Consider the following 20,088-nt stretch of genomic DNA (forward strand, 5'->3'; position numbering starts at 1 on the left):
CCGACCCGACCCGACCGGCTCCGAACGCCGCCGATCGCTTAGCGCTCAGCGCTCAGCGTCCGCCCGCGACCGCCAGCGGGACACCGGTCCGGCGCGCGGCAGGCCGCACGAGCCCGCGCGCGGCGAGTTCCGGAATGACGCCCTCCCCGAACCAGTACGCCTCCTCCAGATGCGGATAGCCGGAGAGCACGAAGTGCTCGATGCCGAGCGCGTGGTACTCCTCGATCCGGTCGGCGACCTCGGCGTGACTGCCGACGAGCGCCGTGCCGGCGCCGCCGCGCACCAGCCCGACCCCGGCCCACAGATTGGGCGAGATCTCCAGGCCCTCCCGCTTGCCGCCGTGCAGCGCCAGCATCCGTCGCTGCCCGACCGACTCGCTGCGCCCGAGTGCGGCCTGCGCGGCGGCGACCGTCTCGGGGGAGAGGTCGTCGAGGAGCCGGTCCGCGGTGGCCCACGCGTCGCGCGTCGAGTCGCGCGTGATGGTGTGCAGCCGGATCCCGAACCGCACCGTGCGGCCCTCCCGCTCGGCGAGCGAACGGATCCAGTCGATCTTCTCCTTCACCTGCTGCGGCGGCTCGCCCCACGTCAGATACACGTCCGAGTGCCGCGCCGCGACGGGCCCCGCGGCAGCCGAGGAACCGCCGAAGAAGATCTCCGGCAGCGGATCGGGCGGCAGCGCCGTGTAGCCGCCGTCCACCTGGTAGTGCTCCCCGGCGAAGTCGAACGGCGTCCGCGAGCTGCCGCCCCACACACCACGCACCACCGACAGGAACTCGTCGGTGCGGGCGTAGCGGCGGTCGTGGTCGAGGTGGTCGCCGAAGCGGCGCTGCTCGGCGGAGTCGCCGCCGGTGACGACGTTGAGCAACAGCCGCCCGTTCGTGAGCCGTTGGTACGTCGACGCCATCTGCGCGGCCAGCGTCGGCGAGATCACTCCGGGCCGGAAGGCCACGAGGAACTTCAGGCGTTCGGTGTGCTGGGCGAGGGCGACCGTCGTCAGCCACGCGTCCTCGCACCACGTCCCCGTCGGAGTGAGTACGGCCTCGAAGCCCAACTGCTCGGCCGCCTTGGCGATTTGAACGAGATAGTCGAGGTCCGGTGGGCGCACGCCGGAGATCGGGCCGCCGGGTGAGCGTTCGAGCGCCCCGCCGCTGAAGGCGTGCCGGTCGACGAGGGTGCGTCCGTCGCCGCCGGTCGGCAGGAACCAGTGCAGGGATACGTTCACGGCGTCAGGACTCCTTGCCGTAGCTGCGCGGAGCGGTGGTCGAGGGCGGCAGCTCGCCGTTGAACCGCGTGTCGACGAACTTCGAGAAGTCGACCTCGTGCGGGATCAGCTTCAACTCTGAGAAGGTGTCGGCTATTTGCTGCTCGGACGCGATGACGTTCTTGTCGACGGCGACCGTGACCCGCGTGCCGTTCGTCCGCTTCACGGCGTCGTACGCGACCCCGTACGGCAGCCCGGTGTCCTTGGCCCACACCTTCGCCCAGGCCTGGGGGTGCTTGTAGACCCAGTTCTGGGCGCGCCGCAGCCGCTCCAGGTAGTCCTTGATGGCGGCGGACTTCTTCTTGTCGGCGAGCGCGCCGGGGGCGGCGACCTGGAAGGCGAGCCCGTTGGTGACCCCGTCGCCGTCGGTGAGTACACGGCCGAGGTTTCCGCGCAGAGCCTGTGACGTGTACGGGTCCCAGACGGCCCACGCGTCGACCTTGCCGCTGGTGAACGCGGCGAGCGCATCGGCCGGTTGCAGGTACTTGACCTGCACGTCCTTCAGTTCGAGCCCCACCTTCTTGAGTGAGGCGACGAGTTGGTAGTGCGCCGACGACCCCTGGGCCACCGCGATCGACTTGCCCTTGAGCCCTGCCGGACTCTTCAGCGTCGAGTCCTTCGGTACGAGGATCGCGTCGCCCTTCGCGGTCCCGTGGCTCGCGGACACGACCTTGATCTTCGAGTCGGCGCCCGCCGCGAAGACGGGCGGTGTGTTGCCGACGCCGCCGATGTCCACGGCTTTGGCGTTGACCGCTTCGAGGAGTGGCGGCCCCGAGGTGAAGGTCGACCAGCGGATGGTGTAATCCAGGTCGTCGAGCTCGCCGGCGGCCCGCAGCACCGCCTCCGAACCACCCTTCTGGTCACCCACGTTGAGGGTGAGCGAGCCCTTCCCGTCGGTGTTGCCGCCGCTTCCGCCGCTGCCGGTCGACGTACTGGCGGTGGAGGCGCCGGAGCAGGCGGCGAGCAGAAGGGAGAGGGGAGCGAGGAGGGCGCCGGGAACGAGGAGGCGTCGCATGGCAAGTCCGTTCAGAAGAGATTGAGTTGAGGATCCAGGTCGATGGCGATGGCGATGGCGATGACGGTGACGAGGCGTCAGCGTCAAGGGGAGGACTCGTCCACGCCGAGGCGCTGGAGCAGTTCGGCGCGCAGGGCGGCGAAGCGCGGATCGGTGAGGTCGCGCGGCCGCTCCAGATCGATACGGGTCTCGTGGGCGATGACGCCCTCGTCCATGACGAGCACCCGGTCGGCGAGCAGGACGGCCTCCTCGACGTCATGGGTCACCAACAGCACCGCGCAGCCCCGCTGTTGCCACAGTTCACCGACGAGCCGCTGCGCCTTGATCCGCGTCAGCGCGTCGAGCGCGCCGAACGGTTCGTCGAGCAACAGCAGATCGGGTTCGCGCACGAGCGCGCGGGCGAGGGAGGCGCGCTGGGCCTCGCCGCCGGAGAGCGTCTTGGGCCAGGCGTCCGTACGGTGCCCGAGCCCGACCTCGTCCAACGCCCGCTCGGCAACAGCCCGTTCGGGCTTGCCGGGCAGTCCGAGCAGTACGTTGCGCCACACCCGCTTCCACGGCATGAGCCGCGGCGCCTGGAAAGCGACGGCCTTGCGGCGCGGCACGAGTACGGTGCCCTCGATGTCACGGTCGAGCCCGGCGAGAATCCGCAGCAGTGTGGACTTGCCGCAACCGCTGCGCCCGAGGAGAGCCACGAACTCCCCCTGCCGGACGTCGAGTTCGAGATCCCGGATCACGTCCTTCCCGTCGAATGAGCGACTGAGGCCCTCCACGCGCACCGCGGGACCGGTCTTCACGGGAGTAGCGGACGAGGTGGACGGGGCGGGGGTCACCGGCCGGTGAACGTCGGTCGCCATTGCAGCAGCAGCCTTTCGAGGGAACGGACGACGAAGTCGGCGAGCAGGCCGAGGAAGGCGTAGACGACGAGGCATACGACGATGACGTCGGTCCGCAGGAAGTCCCGCGCCTGCACCATCAGGAAGCCGATGCCGGCGTCCGCGTTGATCTGCTCCGCGAACACCAGGGCCAGCCACGCGATGCCGAGCGAGTACCGCAGCCCGGTCATCGCACCGGGCAGGGCCCCCGGCAGCACGACATGACGTACGAGACCCCACCGGCTGAGCCCCAACGACTCGCCCGCCTCGATGAGTTGCGCGTCGACGCCGCGGATCCCGGCGTACACGTTCAGGTACAGCGGGAAGGTCACGCCGAGCGTGATGACGGCGACCTTCGGGGCCTCGCCGATCCCGAACCAGATGATGAACAGCGGAATCAGCCCGACGAACGGCACGGTCCGCAGCATCTGCACACTCGCGTCGACCAGATCCTCGCCGACCCGGAACAGGCCGGACAGCAGCGCGAGTCCCACCCCGACGACGACACCGCACAGCAGCCCGACGGCGACACGTTGCAGCGACACACCCATGGCGGCGGGGAGCGATCCGTCGGACACGAGGTCGGCGCCGACCCGCGCGATGGTGCCGGGCGAGGCCAGCACCTCGGGCGTCAACACCCCCAGGGACGTGAGGAGTTGCCACAGCGCAAGCAGCAACAACGGACCACTGGTCCGCCGCAGCCACCGCGGCACGCGGGTGCGACGAGTGGACGAGGAAACGAGCGGAACGAGCTCAAGAGGGGAGGCGGTCTCGGCGGACGACTCCTGTGTTCCGGCAGGTTTTCCGGCAGGGGAAACGGGCGGAGCATGACTGATGCTCATGGCACTCCATGGCAGGCGAGAGCACGCGTCGGCGTCAGCGGGCGCGCGTCAGCGGCGCGCCGTCACGGACGAACACCGAAGCGGCGACGAAAAGAGAGAGGAGGGAGAGGTGAAGCGAAGAGGGCGTCAGCAGCCGAAACGACACGCGGCAGAGGCCACCCGCAGCAGGTCGATGTGACCGCGCGTGGTGAGCATGGCTGAACGCAACATGCGGCAGAACGTATCCACTTGTCGACCCCCGGTCAATGCCGTCTCAGCGCGTGGAACCGCGCCCCGGAGATCCGGCCCGCCCGCAGCGGGTCCTCAAGCGTTCAGGGAGGGACAATGGCCTCATGTCAGACGTCTTCACGACCCGAGTCCTGAACCTCACCACCGGCTCCACGGAGCGTGTGGTCGACCTCACCCGCGACTGCGAGTCCTTCCTTCGCGAGGTGGCCCAGGGCCGCGACGGCCTCCTCAACCTCTTCGTCCCCCACGCCACCGCGGGCATCGCCGTCATCGAAACGGGCGCCGGCAGCGACGACGACCTCCTCGCCGCCCTCCACACCCTCCTCCCCGCCGACGACCGCTGGCAGCACAGCCACGGCTCCCCGGGCCACGGCCGCGACCACGTCCTCCCGGCGATCGTGCCGCCGCATGCGACGTTGCCGGTGGTGGGGGGTGGGTTGGAGTTGGGGACGTGGCAGTCGGTGTGTTTGGTGGACACCAACAAGGACAATCCGCGACGGAAGGTCCGGTTGAGCTTCTTCGGTGGGTGAGCCGAGTTGGCTGCACGATAGTCGCGAAGTCCGGCCGCACCAACTGGACAATCGAGCCGCGTGCCCGAACCTGCCGCAAAAGCCTGCATCAGCTCTGTTGGGCCTTCGTCGGAGCGGGATTTCCCGGTCAGCGTGACACCTGGTAGTGAGGGGGCCCGCTTGAATCGGGCGCAGAAACTGGCACCGGTTGACCATCTCGCCGTCATGTACGGGCGTCCCGCACGCGGGCTTCCCTGGTACTCGACGACGCTCCGCGAAATCCTGCTCTCCGAAGCTGCCCTTGGGTACCTGATGCGCAAGGGAGAGCCGGTGATCGGTTCGGATGGCAATCCGAACCGTATATGTAAAGGGCTGTGGGACAGGGGCACACATGAAGCGCTGAAGAAGGCGATTAACTCGCGCAGGATGCGTTCGCCGTCGCTCGAACCAGCCGTACCTGCTCACTGAGGTGGCGACACGCTGACGTCGGCCGACGCGCCTCCATGCCATGTCCGTGCTGCAAGGAACAAGGGCTGGCCGAGCGGTTGGGAGCGACTGCGTGCCAGCCCCCTATGGGGGGCTGCCCGGTTCGAAACTGACCGCGGCCCAGAAGCAGAAGCTGCTCACCTGGTCGGTGTCTACGTCGGCTACATGGATGCGGGGCACGCGGCAGCGAAACTGAAGGAGGGCGAGGAGTAAATCGACCCCACCTACTTCTACTGGCCAGGAGGGACGAAGGACTTCTCTGCCGTCTACTACCGCGTGCACAGCCCGGTTGTCCTGATCGCGTACGACGCCACTCACCACTCTGCTACGGCGGCGACTACGGGATCGATCTCCTCAAGCTCCTTTTGGAGACCGATCACTGACGGTCTGACGCGGCCTCAGTCGGTCGGCGGATCAGGTAGTGGAACTGGCCCCTGAGCCAGTCCCGCACAGCACCACCGTGGCCTTCACCGAGGGCGTCCGCTCTGAAGCGGCGCACCGGCCCGAACTACCCGTGGGGATACACCAGGCAGTCGTCGGCCCGCAGTTGCACTGTGGTGTCGGCGGCGGCCCGGTGGGTCGGGCTCTCGGCGAGGAGGGTGAGGTCGCCGACCGACAGCCGGTACTCGTAGTGGGCTCCGGTGTAGGCCCGGTCGACGATGGTCGCCTTCAGTACGCTGCCCTGGTCCTCGTCGACGACGGTCTCGTCCGTGAAGCGGACGCGTTCGGCGCGCAGGCCGACCGTCACGCTTTGTCCGTCGTGGAGGCCGTCGGTGCGGGGGACGCGCAGGGACTGATCGGTGCCGGAGAGGGACACCCGCACCGTCGTGGTGTCATCGGCTGTCATGTGCACGGTTCCGTCGAGCAGGTTGCAGCGGCCGATGAACGCGGCGACCTCGGGCGTCGCGGGTGTCTCGTAGATCTCGGTGGGGGTGCCGATCTGCTCCAGCCTTCCGCCCAGGAACACCGCGATGCGGTCACTGAGCGACATGGCCTCGACCTGGTCGTGTGTGACATACACCGTGGTGATGCCCATCTCCCTCTGGAGGTCCTTGAGCCACGCGCGCGCCTGGTCGCGCATCTTGGCGTCCAGGTTGGAGAGCGGCTCGTCGAGGAGGAGGACGCCAGGCGAGTAGACGATTCCGCGGGCGAGAGCGACGCGTTGCTGCTGGCCGCCCGAGAGCTGATGCGGGTAGCGGTCCCTGAGTTCGAGCAGGCCGACCTTGTCGAGGGCCGCGTCGACCCGGCGGTCGCGTTCGTCCGCCGGGAGCTTGCGCAGCTTGAGGGGGAAGGCCAGGTTGTCCGCGACCGTCATGTGGGGCCACAGGGCGTAGGACTGGAAGACGAGCCCGAGGTTGCGGCCCTCCGGTGGCACCGTGGTGTCACGGCGCCCGTCGAAGAAGACGTCGTCGCCGACACGGATGGTGCCGGAGTCGGGGTCCTCCAGGCCCGCGACGCAGGCCAGGGTCGTGGACTTGCCGCAGCCGCTCGGGCCCAGGAGGGTGAAGAACTCCCCTTCGGCGACGGTGAACTCGACGTCCGTGAGCACGGTGTTGCCCGAGAAGGACTTGCTGATGTTCTCGACGGCGAGCTCAGGCATGGGGCGCACCCTTCTTTTCCTTGACGAACAGGTTCACAAGACCTGCGGCGATGACGGTGACGGCGATCTGAATGGTGGAGAGTGCGGCGACGGATCCGGTTTCTCCCTGCGTCCACAGCTCGACGGCGGTGGTGCCGATGACCTGGGAGTCCGAACCCGCGAGGAACATCGCCGGCGCGTATTCGCGGATCATCTGCACCCAGATGAGCAGGAACGAGGCGACGAGCGCGGGAGCGATGAGGCGCAGGAGCACGCGTGTGACGGTGCGCCACCAGTCGGCGCCGGCGACGCGGGCGGCGTTGTCGAGTTCCTGTCCCAGCTGGAGTACCGCGGGCGAGATGGAACCGAAGGCGGAGGGCAGGGCACGGATACCGAAGGCGATCACGACGGCGACGAGGGTTCCCTGGGCCGCACTGATCGGGGACGGCGCGAGCGCGATGGCCCAGAACAGGCCGATGCCGATGATGAGTCCGGGGATCGCCTGCGGTGAAAGGGCCAGCACCTCGAGCCACCGGCCGAGGCGGAACCGGGACCGTCGCGCCGTGAGGACGACGAGCGCTCCGAGGAGGGTGACCGCGGCGGCCCCGGTGAGCGCGACGACGAGGCTGTTCGTGATCGACTGCGTGTACGGCTCATAGGCGAAGATCAGCCGGAAGTTGTCGAGGGTGAGCGTGGAGAACGGGGAGATCAGCGGCGACAGGAACCGGCTGAACGCCCGCAGCACCAGGGCCGCCATGGGCAGCAGCACACCGAAGCCAAGATAGAGGGCAACGAAGCCGAAGCCCAGCCAGCGCCAGGCGCCGATGTCGAGGGTGCCGCGGCGTGTGGCCTTGCCGCGCACGCTCACGTACCGCTGGGCGTGCTTGAGCAGACGGATCTGCAGCAGCGACAGGCACACGGTCGTGGCGAGGATCAGCGTCGACGCGGCGCCGAGCAGCCCGTAGTCGGGACGCAGCGCCTCCATGCCGTGGACGTAGAGGAAGCTGGAGAACATCTCGATGTCATTGGGCTCGCCGAGGATCAGCGGGATCGACAGGGTCTCGACCGCGGTTCCGAAGATCAGCAGGCTCGCGTAGAGAACGGGTGGGCGCAGCATCGGCAGGACCGCAGAGCGCAGCACACGGGTGGGCTTCGCGCCGCAGACGCGGGCCGCCTGTTCGAGGGAAGCGTCCGACGACGCAAGGGCGTTGGCGCAGAACAGATAGGCGATGGGGGCCTGTGCGACGGCCTCGACGAAGGCCATGCCGGGCAGGCTGTACAGGTCCCAGGGGACGAAGCCGATGGTGTTGTGCAGGGCGGCGCTGACGAACCCGGCGGGTCCGTACATCACGATCCATCCGAAGGCGAGGACCAGCGGTGACAGATAGATCGGCCACCGCACGACCTGCGCGAACAGCCGGGCGCCGGGGAAACGGGTCCGGGTGAGCAGTACGGCCATGGGGACGGCGATGGCAAGGGCGAACAGCGTGGTGAGCACCGCGAAGAGGAGTGTGTTGACGACCGTGTGTCCGAAGCCGGCCTCGGTGAACAGCCGGACGTAGTTGTCCAGGACGAAGGCGCCGCCGCCCTCGTACAGGGGCCGGTCGCGCAACGACTGGTACAGGATGGGGACGACCGGTGCCAGGACGAGCACCGCTGTCAGGAGGAAGACGGCGTAGTGGATGCCGACTTCCCTGCCCGCGCCGCGCCAGCGACGGTAGCGCGGCGGCCGGTCGTGCGCGGGGGGTGTGGGCGGGGTGGGCCGTGGCGGACTGGGTGCCAGGGCCGATGACTGCTGAGGCATGAGGGCTCTCCGGGACGTGCTGAGGGGCGAACGAGGGGTGGGTCGACGTGGACCGCTACGTCCTGGCGCTGTCCCAGCGGCGCTCGTACGCCGCGTGCGCGCTTTCCCCGACGCCCTTGTACGAGGCGAGGAACACACGGTTCTCGCCCAGGCGACGAATCAGACCCTGGTACGGCTCGATGCCGCCGGCGCCCTTGGTACCGACGCGATAAGGGCCCAAGCCGCCGGAGACCGCGTCCTGTTGGCCCGCCGCGGACAGCACGTAGTCGAGGAACAGCCGGGCGGCGTTGGGGTGGGGCGCGGTCTCGACGATGGAGAGGGCGCGGGGCACCGCCACCGTGCCTTCCTCGTAGAAGGTCCAGCCGAGGAGGCCGCCGCTGCGCTCGGCGATCGGGATGGCGACGGTGCCGCCGGAGTGGACGGCGGCGTCGTACTCGCCGGAGATGACCTTCTCGGTCAGTGATCCGGAGGAGTTCTCCGGGCGGCAGAAGGGCAGTAGGCGGCGCAGGTGGGACCAGCCGCCCGGTGCGTGTGAGGTGTAGGTGGCGTTGCTTGAGTAGCCGAAGGGGTTCGTCGTGTCGTAGATACCGATCTTGCCCCGGTATCTGGACGGGTGCGCCTCGCACAGGTCGGCCATGCTGCGCAGGCCCTTGGGGTACTGCGTGGCCGCGAGGGTCTTGCGGTTGTATAGCACCACGTTCGGGTCGGTGGACAGCACGAAGACGCGCGGGAGGATCTGGGCGAAGTCCGGCAGTTTGCTCAGTTCCACGGACTCGTAGTCGAGGGCGACGCCCCGCTGCGCGTAGTCGGCCCAGTCGGTGGGGGAGATGGACAGGAGCAGATCGACGGGCGAGCCGCCGGTCGCACGCTCGCTGTAGTAGCGCTGGAAGACGGCCGAGCTGCTGAGGTTGGTGGCTCGTACCCGGCTGATCCAGGGGTAGCGGCGGGTGAAGCCCTCGAAGAGGGGCTGGAGCGCGGTCTGCGGCGTGTTGCTGTACAGCAGTAGTTCGTCCTCGCGGCGGGACGCGTCCACCAACTGTGCGTAGTCGGCCGGGTAGTAGTCCGGAAGCGAGGGTGCCTCGGCGTTCTTGTGGTCCTCGGCCGTGCATCCCGTGAGAGGTGCGCCGAGCCCGAGCAGGGCCCCGGAGGCGAGAAGTCCCTGGAGCGCTCGCCGCCGGGGCGGGGCCAGGCCCCTGCCCGGTGGGCGCTGCTCGGGGTGCGGGTGGCGGGGCGGGTACATCGGTTCACCTCTGCAAGTGACGGCTCTGGCACCACGGTCTGTCGATCAACCCCCGCACCTTGGCGCGCACTTCTCTCGTAAAGCAAGACCTGTGACCAAAAAAGTTGTAGAAACTCTCGCCAGATGAAAGTAGGTATTGCGTGGCGAGTGTTTCGGGTCTTAGATGGGGGCTCCCAGAGATTGAGGAGGTCTCCGTGCCCGATCCCCGGGTCCTAGTGACGACCCAGTACCTGCGCCCCGATGACGAGGTCGACGCGCTCCTGCGCGCCGAGGGCTGCCAGACCCTGCACAGCCCCTGGTCGGGCCACCGGGGCCCCGGTGAGCTGGCGGACCTGCTCAGTGGCGTGGATGCCGCGATCGTGGGGTCGGACCCCATCACGGCCGCGGTTTTGGAGGCGGCCCCGCGGTTGCGCGTGATCTCGCGCACCGGTGTGGGCTACGACGCGATCGATGTGGCCGCGGCCGCCGAACTCGGCATCACGGTCTGCAATACCCCGGGCGTGAACCGCAACAGCGTCGCCGAGACGACCCTCATGCTCATGCTCATGAGCGCCCGCCGGGCCGGGGAGAACCTCGAGGACGTACGCGTAGGCGGCTGGCGCCGACTGCCCGGTGTCGAACTGCGGGGGGCGACGCTGGGCCTGATCGGCTGCGGGCGCATCGGACAGGCCGTCGCGGACCTCGCACTCGCCTTCGGCATGCGGGTCCTCGCCTACGATCCCTTCCCCGACCCGGACTTCGCCGAGCGCGCGGCGGTCGACTTCACGTCCGCCGACGAGGTGGTCGAGCGCAGTGACTTCCTCAGCCTGCACCTCTTCCTGTCGGACGAGACCCGACACTGGTTGAACGCGGACCGCCTGGCGCGCATGAAACCGACGGCCCATGTCATCAACACCGCCCGTGGCGGGGTCCTCGACGAGGTGGCGCTCGCCGCGGCCCTGGCCGCGGGCGAGCTGGCCGGCGCAGGTCTCGATGTCGTCGAGGGCGAGCCGCTCGCGGCCAACAGCCCATTGCGGCAGATCCCCACCTGTGTCGTCACACCGCACATCGGCGGGTCCACCGCCCAGGCCCGCGGGCGCAGCGGAATCGAGGCAGCACGCAACGTGCTGCGGGTCCTGAAGGGAGAGGCTCCCCGCAACGTCGTCAATCCGCAGGTGCTCCAGCAGGCGGTCCCGTAGTCCGACCGAAGGGGCCAGATAGTCTCTCGCCAGGTGAGAACAACTCTCCGCGAGGACAGTGATGAGGGGACGGACGGCGTGACCGACGAGAGCACACGGCCCGCAGGTGACAACAAGGGTGGCAGCGCCAATCTCCGGGCGCTGGAACGAGCCCTGGACGTCCTGGAGACCTTCAACGACTCCAAGGCCCCGTTGCGGCTCACGGACATCGCCAAACGCACCAATCTGCACCTGGCCACGGCGCAACGCATCCTCACCGTGCTCGAACGGCGCGGCTACGTGAGCCGTGCGGACCGCGACTACCGCATGGGACTCGCACCGCTGCTGGCCGCACACACCTACCTCACGACCAGTCAACTGACCCTCATCGCGACACCGGTGCTGCAGGAACTCATGCTCGCCACCGGCCTCACGGCCTCCCTGTTCGTGCGCATCGACCATGCGCGAGTGGCCGTACAGCGCATCGAGGGGCCAACGCCCCTGCGCTACCAGCTGCCCATCGGGCAGCAGCTGCCCCTGCACAAGGGCATCGGCAAGCTGCTTCTGGCCGACCTGGACGACGGTGAGGTCGAGGAACTCGTGGCCGCGTCCCTCGCCGCCACGCCGCCTGCCGAACGGGAGGACATCGCACTGTCCGCCCTCCTGGCCCAGCTGCCCGAACTGCGGGCGCAGGGCTACATCGTCGCCGCCAACGAGCGGGTGGCGGGCACCGCAGCGGTGGCCGCGCCCGTCATCAACAGCGCCGACGGCCGGTACCTGGCGATCGCCTCCGTCACCGGCCTGTCGAAGGACATCGACGACGCACGTGCCGAGGCCCTCGTGGTCGAGGTGCGGCGCGCCGCCGACGCCATCTCCACCCGACTGAGCTGACCCACGTCGCACGGCGCGGGAGCTCATCAGACTCAAGGAAGCCACTTCAGTGACTGACTCTCCCGACATCCTGCGCCGTCTGGCCGCCCTTCCCGTCGCCAACGTCGGCGACGCCATGGACCGCTTGAACGTGTGCCAGTCCGTCCTGCGGACCATGTGTCCGGGGCTGACCCTGGCCGGCCCCGCCTACACCGTGCGCACCAGGCCCGGTGACAACCTCTACATCCACAAGGCGCTCGCCGAACTCCAGCCGGGACAGATCCTCGTCGTCTCGGGCGGCGGCGACATCGACCGCGCCCTCATCGGCGAACTCGTCGCCGGACGCGCGGTCGCCAAGGGCTGCGCCGGCATCGTCATCGACGGCGCGGTCCGCGACGTCGCCGTCCTCCAGGCCCTCGGTGTCCCCGTGTTCGCCCGGGCCGTCACCCCCGCAGGCCCGTACAAGGACGGCCCCGGTGAACTGGACGTCCCGGTCGCCGTGGCCGATGTCGTGGTGAGCCCCGGCGACTACGTGCTCGGCGACGACGACGGAGTGGTCGTCGTGCCGCGCGAGCGCGCAGGGACCGTCGTCGCGCGCGCCGAGGACAAGCAGCGCCAAGAGGACGCCAAGCGAACCGAGATCGCAGCTCAGCTCGGACTCGAAGCCTTCCCCACCGGCGCCTGACACGGTTGGCGGCGCCCGCCCCGGGCGCCGCCCCGTGGCACGACACAAAGCCCCCAAGGACGTGGTGCTTTCATGCAGTACCCCAATGCCCGGGCGGCCAGCGGACTCTCATCCCACGTGCACGCCCCCGTCCGGGAGGACTGGCTCGCGCTCGTCGACGAGCCCCTCGCGCTCCCGGACATCCCCGTCATCGACGCCCACCACCATCTGTGGGACCGTCCGAACCACACCTACCTCGCCGAGGAACACCTCCAGGACCTCGCCACTGTTCCCACCGTCGTGGCCACCGTCTATGTCCAGTGCCGGTCGTCGTACCGCACCGACGGGCCGGAGGAGCTCAAGCCGGTGGGAGAAGTGCGCTTCGCCCGGCGAATCGCCGAGGCCATCCGCCGCACACGCCCCTCGGCCCCCGACGTGTGTCGCGCCGTCGTCGCCGGAGCCGACCTGACCCTGGGGCACCGGCTGGAGGACGTCCTCGACGCCATGCGGGCCGAGGGCGGAGGCCGGCTGCGAGGCGTACGCAATCAGACCGCCTGGCACGCCGACCCTCGCGTCACCAGCTCCCCGTTCCCGCCCGCCGCCGACCGGCTCGTCGACCCCGCGTTCCAGGCCGGCGCACGGGTCCTGGCGCAGCGGGGCCTGAGCCTGGACGTGTGGGCGTACCACAGCCAGCTCCCGCAGGTCCGTGACCTCGCGCGCGCCTGCCCCGACACCACCATCGTCGTCGACCACATGGGCGGCCCTCTTGGCGTCGGCCCCTACACACACCACACCCGCGCCGACGTCCTCGCCGAGTGGGACCGGGAGATGACGGAACTTGCCCGGTTCCCCAACGTTCACCTGAAGCTCTCCGGCGCCGGCCTGCGCGTCCTCGGGTTCCGCTTCGACGAGCGTCCCGCCCCGCCGAACTCCGAGCAGCTCGCAGCCGCGATGGCGCCCCTGATCGAGACCTGCCTGCGCCGGTTCGGAACCGAGCGCTGCATGTTCGCCAGCAACTTCCCCGTGGACAAGGGCATGTTCGGCTACCGCGTGCTGTGGAACGCCTTCGCCCGGACGGTCGCGGATCTCTCACCCGCCGAACAGGCCCGCCTCTTCCATGAGACGGCCGAGTCGGTCTACCGGATGGGTCCCTCGACGAACACCCCCGCACTTCGCCCTTCCCAGGAGCAGCCCCATGACCAGCCTGCGTAAGAACCCCGCCGGGGATGCCCCTGAGATCGAGAAGGCCACCATCCGGCAGATATCGATCCGGCTGCTCCCCCTCCTCCTGCTCGGGTACCTGATCGCCTACATCGACCGGTCCAACGTCGGCTTCGCCGCGATCCACATGAACGACGACATCGGGCTGAGCTCCTCCCAGTTCGGCTTCGGGGCCTCGGTGTTCTTCCTGGCCTACGTGGCCCTTGAGGTCCCCAGCAACATCGCACTCAACCGCTACGGCGCCCGTGTCTGGCTCGCGAGAATCATGATCACGTGGGGGCTCGTCGCCGCCGGTATGGCCTTCGTCGCCGGGCCCACGTCCTTCACCGTCATGCGCGTGCTGCTCGGTGCGGCCGAGGCCGGCTTCTTCCCCGGCGTCATCCTGTATCTGACCTTCTGGTACCCGCCGGCCCACCGGGGCCGGGTCATCGCCCTGTTCAGCATGGCCATTCCGCTGGCCAGCGTTCTGGGCTCACCCCTCTCCGGCTACCTGCTGCGGCTCCAGGGCCTGCTCGGCCTGCACGGATGGCAGTGGCTGTTCATCATCGAGGGTATCCCCGCCGTCGTACTCGGTGTCGTCGCGCTCTTCCTGCTGCCCTCCCACCCGGACAACGCACGGTGGCTCTCCGCGGAGCAGCGCGCCTGGCTGGAGAACGAGCTGCGGGCGCAGGAGCCTGCCGCCGAGGCGGGCCACGTCCCGATGCGAAAGACCCTGCTGAACAAGCGAGTTCTGCTGCTGTCGCTCGTCTACGCCTCCACAGCAGCGATCAGTCAGGCACTGTCCGTGTGGCAGCCCCAGATGGTGAAGGGCTTCGGACTCTCCGACACACAGGTCGGCTGGCTCAACGCCATTCCCTTCGCCATCGCCACGATCCTGATGGTCCTCTGGGGCAGGGCCTCCGACCGCAGCAGCGGACGCGTCCGCTTCACGGTGATCCCCATCGCCCTCTCGGCGGTGGCTCTCGCCTTCGTGCCGCTCGCCTACGCGTTGCCCGTGTTCCTGCTCGTCCTGTCCGCCGTGCTTGTGGGGACCTACGCCGCGAAGGGCCCGTTCTGGAGCCTGTCGACGCAATGGCTGAGCCGGCGCGAGGCCGTCGCGGGCGTAGCGGTGATCAATTCCCTGGGGTCGCTCGCCGCCTTCGGAGGGAACTGGCTCGTGGGCGGAATCAAGGACCGCACCGGCAGCTTCACCCTGGCGCTGATGCCGCTCATGGCCCTGGCCGCCGTCAGTGTCCTCGCCCTGATCGTCGCCGCGCGCGCCGAGCGCAGCAACGACGTCGGCGCCGCACCCGCCCAGCTGGAACTGGGCGTGCAGCGACCTGCCAAGGCGGGTGGTGAACCCACCGACGCCACGTAACCAACGAAGAGCTTTCCCTCGAACTGAGCAGGACGGTATGCCGCGCATCATTCCTTCGTCGGGACCGCACACCGACGACTCGCCGCCCTCGGCGCCCGGCCTGACGGGGCAACTGTCCCGCGTGCCGCGGCGCGTCTGGCGGGTCTCCCTGGCCGGTGGGGCCGGGTCCGCGATCGAGTACTACGACTTCAGCCTGTACGCCAACATGGCGATCTTCCTCTCGCCGCTGTTCTTCGCCGGCCTCAGCGACACCGCGGCCATGCTCAATACCTTGGCCATCTTCGGATCGGGATTCTTGATGCGCCCGATCGGCGCGATCTTTTTCGGGTGGCTCGGAGACACTCACGGCCGCAAGGTTGCGCTGCTCGGCAGCGTGCTGACCATGGGCGTGGCGAGTGCCGCGACCGGTCTGCTCCCGACCTCGTCGAGCGCCGGGATCGTGGCGCCCGCGCTGCTCACCCTCACCCGGCTCGTGCAGGGGTTCTGCGCCGGAGGGGAGGCGAGCGGGGCCTCGACGTACATCGCGGAGAACTCTCCCGCCACCCTCCGCGGCTTCTTCGGCGGCTTCACCCCGGCCGGGATCGCGGTCGGAACGGCGCTCGCCGGAGGCCTGGCCGCGCTGTGCTCGCTCGTTCTCTCCGACGACCAGATGCACGCCTTCGGCTGGCGCATCCCGTTCCTGATGTCGCTGCCCCTCGCGATCCTCTGCGTCGTCCTGCGCCGTTCCCTGCCGGAGGCACCGCACATGGCCCGGTCCAAGGGGAACCGGAGGGTGAGCCCGCTGCGGCACGTCCTGAGCAGCGAGCGCCCGGCCCTGCTCAAGGTCACGTGCATCGCCTTCGCGATCACCTGCACCGCGTACGTCGGACATGTCTACCTGAACGTGCACCTGACCACCGAGCTGGCACAGCCCGAGACGCTGTCGCTCACGCTGAACTCGTTGCTCACCGTGGGCTTCGCCTTCCTCATGCCGTTGGCCGCGTACGCCTCGGACCGCTGGGGCCGGCGCCGGGTCTTCGGCCTGGCGATGATCGGCTACGTGGTTCTGACGCTGCCGATGTTCCTCCTGATGGCGGTCCACAACGCGGTCGTGCTGGGCCTGGCCATGGCGGTCTCCTTTGTGCCGTGGGTCTTCGCCCAGGCCATCGGATACCCCTTGTTGACCGAACTCTTCAGCGGAACGGCGCGCTTCACCGGTGTGGCGTTCGGGTTCGGTATCGGCGCCATCCTCGGCGGTGGATTCGGACCGTACGTGGCCAATTGGCTGACGGATGCGACGGGTTGGTCGCTCGCGCCGGCCCTGTACATGGTCGCGGCGGCATTGTGCGGAGTCGTGTCGCTGCGCTCCGTGGGACCCTCCCGTATCGACGATCCCGAAAGGAGCGAGGACGGTGAGTGAGTCGGCCGCCGGCACCTTCGATCTGCACTGCCACCCGTCACCCGACATCTCGCCCCGGAGCCAGACCGACGAGGAAGTGGCCCGGGGGTGTCTGCGCTCCGGCCAGCGCGGGTTCGTGATCAAGTCCCATGTCGCGCCGACCGCCGACCGGGCGATGGCGGTGCGCGCGCGGCATCCCGAGGTCGAGGTCGTCGGGAGCATCACACTCAACCGTCCCGTCGGCGGGCTGAACGCGGCGGCGGTCGAGGTGGCGGCGCGCTCCGGTGCCCGCATGGTGTGGATGCCCACGCTGGACAGTCGCGCACAACGAGCGGATCAGCGTCTTCCGCCGGGCTACGCCGCTCCCGTGTGGAGCGGGGTGCATCAGGAGATGGCTGCCAAGCGGGGCTACGGGCCTCCGGTCGGCATCCTCGACGGTGATCGGTTGTGCGCGCAGGCGCAGCACGTCCTCGACGTGGTCGCCGAGTTCGACCTGGCCGTCGGCACCGGGCATCTGGACGCCCAGGAGGTGTCCGTCCTCCTCGCGGAGCTTCGTCGGCGAAGGATCCAGCGGGTGATGGTGACCCACCCCGACCTTCCCCGGCAGGGGATCGGCATCGAGGAGCAGCAGGAGTTCGCCCGGCAGGGCGCGCTCATCGAGCGGTGCCTGTCCGTCGTGCAGGGCGCAAAGGTGAGCGAGCAGGCGACACGGGAACGGATCCGGGCCTGCGGAGCGAGCCGTACGGTGGTCACGACGGACCTCGGTCAGCCCGGCGGCGACCTGATCTCCGACGGGATGGCGATCTGGCGTCGCATGCTGGTGAGTTGGTCGTTCGCCGACGACGACATCGTGTCGATGACATCGACCACACCGTTCCAGCTCGTGTCCCGTTGATCGCACCGCGACTGCTGTCGACGGCCTGAAGGAGCGGTCTGCGGGGACGTCTCAGCTTCTCCGTACGTTCAATGGCCGCTGCGGCCCCGGAACCCAGTTCTTTCCGCGCCGGCGCGAGGAACTGAGTCACGGATTCCGGGAGTTCGCGTCCCCTGGGCCGGACCAGTTCCATCGTGAGCGTGCGGTGCCCTTCAGACAGGGATGGGACCGCTGGCGAACGGGAAGTTCGGGGGCCGCACACCCGGATCGGGGTGCCGTCGGACGTCACCGTAGTCGAACTGGCATCACGACAGACGTGACAGCGACCAGCCGCGATGACGCCGTCGTGTGCCGCGTGGCTCGTCGGTGGTCGTGGGCGGGGCACCGGGCACGGGGCGGCCGGCAACGGCTGGGCACGGCTAACGGCTACGCTGACCGTTGTCTTAACGGAGTTTCGCGGATACGAACGTCTCGAATCGCAACCGCCAGGTGCGGCTGTCGTTCCTCGGTCAGCCAGTCGCTTTGGTGGGATTGTAGAGACGAAGTCCGGTCGCACCGATCGAGTGATGTGCAGGGTCGTCCGCCGACCTGCGGGCTACCGGACGGCGCTGCTTTCGCCGCATGGTGCCGCGCAGTTCGACCAGCCCGCGGAAGGTGGTGGTGACAACGCCGCGGCTGAACGACCAGCCTGCCTTCCCGCCCGGCTTTGCGTCTCGGGCCGGTGCCGCGCGGGATGCGGGCGAGGTTCGCCATAAGACGGAGGCGGCTTCGAAGAGCGGGTTGGCTATCAGGGCTGGTTCGACCGCCGCGCTGAGGCGTGCGCGCCCTGGGCTCCTGCAGGGCCGATGCTGAGAGGCGAGGCCCGACAGCGGTGCCGGCGCCAGGACGCAGCCACCCTGATCGGGCCACTCCTTGCCCTGCCACCGTTGCCGTACGGCGACCTGCCCCGGCTGGACATCACGACTAGCCATCCCGACGGCTACCTCTGGAAGCGCGACCACGTCGACGCCCAACTCGGCGACTGCCCAGCCGCATGGATCGACGACGACGTCACCACCCTCGACCACGAGGAGCCGCCCGACGCACCACTGCGGGAACGCCCACCCTGCTCGTGCAGCCCGATCCGTACGTCGGGCTGCTCCCCGAGCACCTTCTGGCAGTGGTCATCTGGGCTGCGAGCATGATGCAACGGCAACGGCAACGGCAACGGCAACGGCAACGGCAACGGCAACGGCAACGGCAACGGCAACGGCAACGGCAACGGCAGCGGCGGCGTAGGCGGGTAAGGCCTTCGCCGACGGACGTCGGCAATCGGCCATGCGCCCGCGACTCTCTGGCCACGGTGCGACACCCCTGAAAGGCTGACGCACGTGGAAGCATCCGACGCCGGTGCCGCAGAGTGTGCACCTGGCAGGGAGGACTCGTATGGGGCAGCTGCTCGCCGCTGGGACTGTCGAGGTTCTCGTTGAGAACGGCACGCTCGGCCTGGTCGAACAATCGCGAGAGAGCGACATCCACTACCCGGATGCGCCGGCAGGAAGCTGGTTGCGCCCTGCTGAGGGGATGGTTCACGCGCACTGTCCCTCGAACGTGATCGACGCCCGGGTGCGCGTGGAACTGTGGAAGGGGGACCCGCCCGGCGAGGGGGTGTGGTCGCACGGCGAGGAAACCGAGGTGTTCTTTCCCGCGGGGGAATTGTGCGTCTATACGCTGGGCGAGACGCTCCCTACGGAGATCGGACTCGCCGCCACCGGGCGATACCGGGTGCGGATGTCGTGGGCGTTGAACCCGGAGACCGGCCCGTTCTACTCCCCGTTCAAGGGGCAGATCGGCGCTCTGGAGTATGCCGCGGACGGTCACGAGGCCGATCTGGAAGGCGTGGATCAGTACTGTCTGGCGCAGGTCTGGAATCTTGACTGAGGTACCGGGCTGCCGCCGTGCCGTCGACACGACGGCATCCCACGCCGACACTCGTCAGTCGCCGATGGCGATCACGAAGGCGTCGTTGTCGATGATGCGGTCGTTCTCGTACCAGGCGTTGAGCCGGCGTCCGGCTTCTTCGTTCTCCTGGCTGTCGATGTACTTCACCGAGTAGTCGTACTCGTACTGGGTGCCGTCGTACATGTAGCGGGCCGCGCCTTCGTAGCTGGACGCGAAGGGGTACTCGTCGCACTGGACCCCGTCGGCCGGGCCGCCGGGCACGTCTCCGCCGTTGCAGTAGGCCCGTACGGCGTTGCGGTTGTCCCGGACGCGGGTGCGCTGAGTCGCACCGGCGGCGGGGACCAGACGGTGCAGCGGGTCGGTGGCCTCCGCTCCGGGCAGGTTCTTGTCGCTCTTGGGCGGCAGGGTGGAGTCCGGGTCGTTCCGGGCGTCTCCGATGTGATTGGCGACGGCGGCGACACCGAGGTACGGCTCGCCGGGCGCGCTCGGGTCGCTGGTGTCGCTGCGGTCGTACCGCAGCGCCGGTGTGGTGTCGTTGAAGACCGCGCCCATGTTGCCGCGACGGAGGTAGGCCGCGCTGTCGAAGCGGAGCTTGCCCTCTTCGCCGTCGGTGGGCTGGAACTGGTCGTACCCGGGGATCGTGAACTCGTACTTCGGGCGGAAGTCGGCATTCGCGATCTGCGCGCCCGCAGCGGCACTGGGCGGGCTGGAGGCGAACGACACGAGGTCGAACTTGGTCTTGCCGTCCCTCTTCCAGGCGCCGGGGGAAGCGGTACGGCCCTCGTACATG

20 protein-coding genes and 1 pseudogene are annotated in these 20,088 nt (G+C 69.0%); 12 read left to right on the forward strand and 9 right to left on the reverse strand.

The annotated features are described in order from the left end of the window. Positions 1-52: 52 nt before the first annotated feature. The 5 genes from ACYBSK_RS12930 to ACYBSK_RS12950 all read right to left on the reverse strand — a co-directional run bounded on the left by ACYBSK_RS12930 (position 53) and on the right by ACYBSK_RS12950 (position 4,200). Positions 53-1,222: an LLM class flavin-dependent oxidoreductase gene (locus ACYBSK_RS12930; protein WP_460246128.1), complete on the reverse strand. Its 1,170-nt coding sequence runs from the start codon at positions 1,220-1,222 to the stop codon at positions 53-55. A 4-nt stretch (positions 1,223-1,226) separates the two neighbouring features. Then, the gene (locus ACYBSK_RS12935; RefSeq protein WP_460246129.1) at positions 1,227-2,276 is read right to left on the reverse strand and encodes an ABC transporter substrate-binding protein; all 1,050 of its coding nucleotides are present in this window, start codon (positions 2,274-2,276) and stop codon (positions 1,227-1,229) included. Between the two features lie 83 nt (positions 2,277-2,359). Beyond that, on the reverse strand, positions 2,360-3,130 hold the full coding sequence (locus ACYBSK_RS12940) for an ABC transporter ATP-binding protein (RefSeq protein WP_460246130.1): 771 nt from the start codon (positions 3,128-3,130) through the stop codon (positions 2,360-2,362). After that, the gene (locus ACYBSK_RS12945) at positions 3,103-3,990 is read right to left on the reverse strand and encodes an ABC transporter permease (protein ID WP_460246131.1); all 888 of its coding nucleotides are present in this window, start codon (positions 3,988-3,990) and stop codon (positions 3,103-3,105) included. The genes ACYBSK_RS12940 and ACYBSK_RS12945 overlap by 28 nt, the downstream gene beginning before the upstream one ends. Positions 3,991-4,116: 126 nt before the next feature. Beyond that, positions 4,117-4,200, reverse strand: a complete 84-nt coding sequence (locus tag ACYBSK_RS12950) for a putative leader peptide (protein WP_457481729.1) — start codon at positions 4,198-4,200, stop codon at positions 4,117-4,119. Between the two features lie 122 nt (positions 4,201-4,322). On the opposite strand from ACYBSK_RS12950, the gene ACYBSK_RS12955 reads away from it, so the two are divergent. From ACYBSK_RS12955 to ACYBSK_RS12965, 3 genes are all read left to right on the forward strand, one after another. Then, positions 4,323-4,748, forward strand: coding sequence for a YjbQ family protein (locus ACYBSK_RS12955; protein ID WP_460246132.1), 426 nt, complete (start codon positions 4,323-4,325; stop codon positions 4,746-4,748). 60 nt (positions 4,749-4,808) lie between these two features. Then, complete coding sequence (locus ACYBSK_RS12960) at positions 4,809-5,195, forward strand: hypothetical protein (RefSeq protein WP_460246133.1); 387 nt, start codon at positions 4,809-4,811, stop codon at positions 5,193-5,195. A 231-nt stretch (positions 5,196-5,426) separates the two neighbouring features. Further along, positions 5,427-5,651, forward strand: coding sequence for a DUF3500 domain-containing protein (locus tag ACYBSK_RS12965; protein WP_460247014.1), 225 nt, complete (start codon positions 5,427-5,429; stop codon positions 5,649-5,651). A gap of 70 nt (positions 5,652-5,721) precedes the next feature. Here the strand turns inward: ACYBSK_RS12965 and ACYBSK_RS12970 are convergent, their stop codons facing one another. The 3 genes from ACYBSK_RS12970 to ACYBSK_RS12980 are packed head-to-tail and all read right to left on the reverse strand — an operon-like array spanning position 5,722 to position 9,836. Next, the gene (locus tag ACYBSK_RS12970) at positions 5,722-6,813 is read right to left on the reverse strand and encodes an ABC transporter ATP-binding protein (RefSeq protein ID WP_460246134.1); all 1,092 of its coding nucleotides are present in this window, start codon (positions 6,811-6,813) and stop codon (positions 5,722-5,724) included. Further along, complete coding sequence (locus ACYBSK_RS12975) at positions 6,806-8,596, reverse strand: ABC transporter permease (protein WP_460246135.1); 1,791 nt, start codon at positions 8,594-8,596, stop codon at positions 6,806-6,808. The genes ACYBSK_RS12970 and ACYBSK_RS12975 overlap by 8 nt, the downstream gene beginning before the upstream one ends. Before the next feature lie 55 nt (positions 8,597-8,651). Continuing rightward, positions 8,652-9,836, reverse strand: coding sequence for an ABC transporter substrate-binding protein (locus ACYBSK_RS12980; protein ID WP_460246136.1), 1,185 nt, complete (start codon positions 9,834-9,836; stop codon positions 8,652-8,654). 194 nt (positions 9,837-10,030) lie between these two features. On the opposite strand from ACYBSK_RS12980, the gene ACYBSK_RS12985 reads away from it, so the two are divergent. From ACYBSK_RS12985 to ACYBSK_RS13025, 9 genes and pseudogenes are all read left to right on the forward strand, one after another. Continuing rightward, positions 10,031-11,014 (forward strand): phosphoglycerate dehydrogenase, encoded by a 984-nt coding sequence (locus ACYBSK_RS12985; protein WP_457478357.1) that lies wholly within the window; start codon positions 10,031-10,033, stop codon positions 11,012-11,014. Positions 11,015-11,092: 78 nt separating this feature from the next. After that, positions 11,093-11,884 carry an IclR family transcriptional regulator gene (locus ACYBSK_RS12990; RefSeq protein WP_457478356.1) on the forward strand — a complete coding sequence of 264 codons (792 nt, stop codon included), beginning with the start codon at positions 11,093-11,095 and terminating at the stop codon, positions 11,882-11,884. Positions 11,885-11,933: 49 nt separating this feature from the next. Continuing rightward, the gene (locus ACYBSK_RS12995; RefSeq protein WP_460246137.1) at positions 11,934-12,548 is read left to right on the forward strand and encodes an RraA family protein; all 615 of its coding nucleotides are present in this window, start codon (positions 11,934-11,936) and stop codon (positions 12,546-12,548) included. Between the two features lie 117 nt (positions 12,549-12,665). Continuing rightward, a complete protein-coding gene (locus tag ACYBSK_RS13000) occupies positions 12,666-13,739 on the forward strand; it encodes an amidohydrolase family protein (protein WP_460246138.1) in 1,074 nt (357 codons plus the stop codon). Continuing rightward, positions 13,723-15,105: an MFS transporter gene (locus ACYBSK_RS13005; protein WP_460246139.1), complete on the forward strand. Its 1,383-nt coding sequence runs from the start codon at positions 13,723-13,725 to the stop codon at positions 15,103-15,105. Before ACYBSK_RS13000 ends, ACYBSK_RS13005 begins: the two co-directional genes overlap by 17 nt. Before the next feature lie 37 nt (positions 15,106-15,142). Beyond that, the gene (locus tag ACYBSK_RS13010) at positions 15,143-16,504 is read left to right on the forward strand and encodes an MFS transporter (protein ID WP_460246140.1); all 1,362 of its coding nucleotides are present in this window, start codon (positions 15,143-15,145) and stop codon (positions 16,502-16,504) included. Next, complete coding sequence (locus tag ACYBSK_RS13015; RefSeq protein ID WP_460246141.1) at positions 16,497-17,378, forward strand: DUF6282 family protein; 882 nt, start codon at positions 16,497-16,499, stop codon at positions 17,376-17,378. Before ACYBSK_RS13010 ends, ACYBSK_RS13015 begins: the two co-directional genes overlap by 8 nt. An 857-nt stretch (positions 17,379-18,235) precedes the next feature. After that, positions 18,236-18,540: pseudogene (locus ACYBSK_RS13020) on the forward strand (hypothetical protein); the annotation flags it as partial. 242 nt (positions 18,541-18,782) lie between these two features. Next, positions 18,783-19,277 carry a hypothetical protein gene (locus tag ACYBSK_RS13025; protein ID WP_460246142.1) on the forward strand — a complete coding sequence of 165 codons (495 nt, stop codon included), beginning with the start codon at positions 18,783-18,785 and terminating at the stop codon, positions 19,275-19,277. Positions 19,278-19,331: 54 nt separating this feature from the next. On the opposite strand, the gene ACYBSK_RS13030 is transcribed toward ACYBSK_RS13025, so the two are convergent. After that, positions 19,332-20,087, reverse strand: coding sequence for a NucA/NucB deoxyribonuclease domain-containing protein (locus tag ACYBSK_RS13030; protein WP_460246143.1), 756 nt, complete (start codon positions 20,085-20,087; stop codon positions 19,332-19,334). Between the last annotated feature and the right edge of the window lies 1 nt (position 20,088).

Source organism: Streptomyces sp. BYX5S (genome assembly GCF_054724165.1).

Excerpts from the sequence above, each read along its gene's own strand:
- ACYBSK_RS12970 (WP_460246134.1), bottom strand. The coding sequence starts at position 6,813 with ATGCCTGAGCTCGCCGTCGAGAACATCAGCAAGTCCTTCTCGGGCAAC.
- ACYBSK_RS13030 (WP_460246143.1), bottom strand. The coding sequence starts at position 20,087 with ATGTACGAGGGCCGTACCGCTTCCCCCGGCGCCTGGAAGAGGGACGGC.
- ACYBSK_RS12935 (WP_460246129.1), bottom strand. The coding sequence starts at position 2,276 with ATGCGACGCCTCCTCGTTCCCGGCGCCCTCCTCGCTCCCCTCTCCCTT.
- ACYBSK_RS12955 (WP_460246132.1), top strand. The coding sequence starts at position 4,323 with ATGTCAGACGTCTTCACGACCCGAGTCCTGAACCTCACCACCGGCTCC.
- ACYBSK_RS13010 (WP_460246140.1), top strand. The coding sequence starts at position 15,143 with ATGCCGCGCATCATTCCTTCGTCGGGACCGCACACCGACGACTCGCCG.
- ACYBSK_RS12980 (WP_460246136.1), bottom strand. The coding sequence starts at position 9,836 with ATGTACCCGCCCCGCCACCCGCACCCCGAGCAGCGCCCACCGGGCAGG.
- ACYBSK_RS12945 (WP_460246131.1), bottom strand. The coding sequence starts at position 3,990 with ATGAGCATCAGTCATGCTCCGCCCGTTTCCCCTGCCGGAAAACCTGCC.
- ACYBSK_RS13025 (WP_460246142.1), top strand. The coding sequence starts at position 18,783 with ATGGGGCAGCTGCTCGCCGCTGGGACTGTCGAGGTTCTCGTTGAGAAC.
- ACYBSK_RS13005 (WP_460246139.1), top strand. The coding sequence starts at position 13,723 with ATGACCAGCCTGCGTAAGAACCCCGCCGGGGATGCCCCTGAGATCGAG.
- ACYBSK_RS12975 (WP_460246135.1), bottom strand. The coding sequence starts at position 8,596 with ATGCCTCAGCAGTCATCGGCCCTGGCACCCAGTCCGCCACGGCCCACC.
- ACYBSK_RS12940 (WP_460246130.1), bottom strand. The coding sequence starts at position 3,130 with ATGGCGACCGACGTTCACCGGCCGGTGACCCCCGCCCCGTCCACCTCG.
- ACYBSK_RS12950 (WP_457481729.1), bottom strand. The coding sequence starts at position 4,200 with ATGTTGCGTTCAGCCATGCTCACCACGCGCGGTCACATCGACCTGCTG.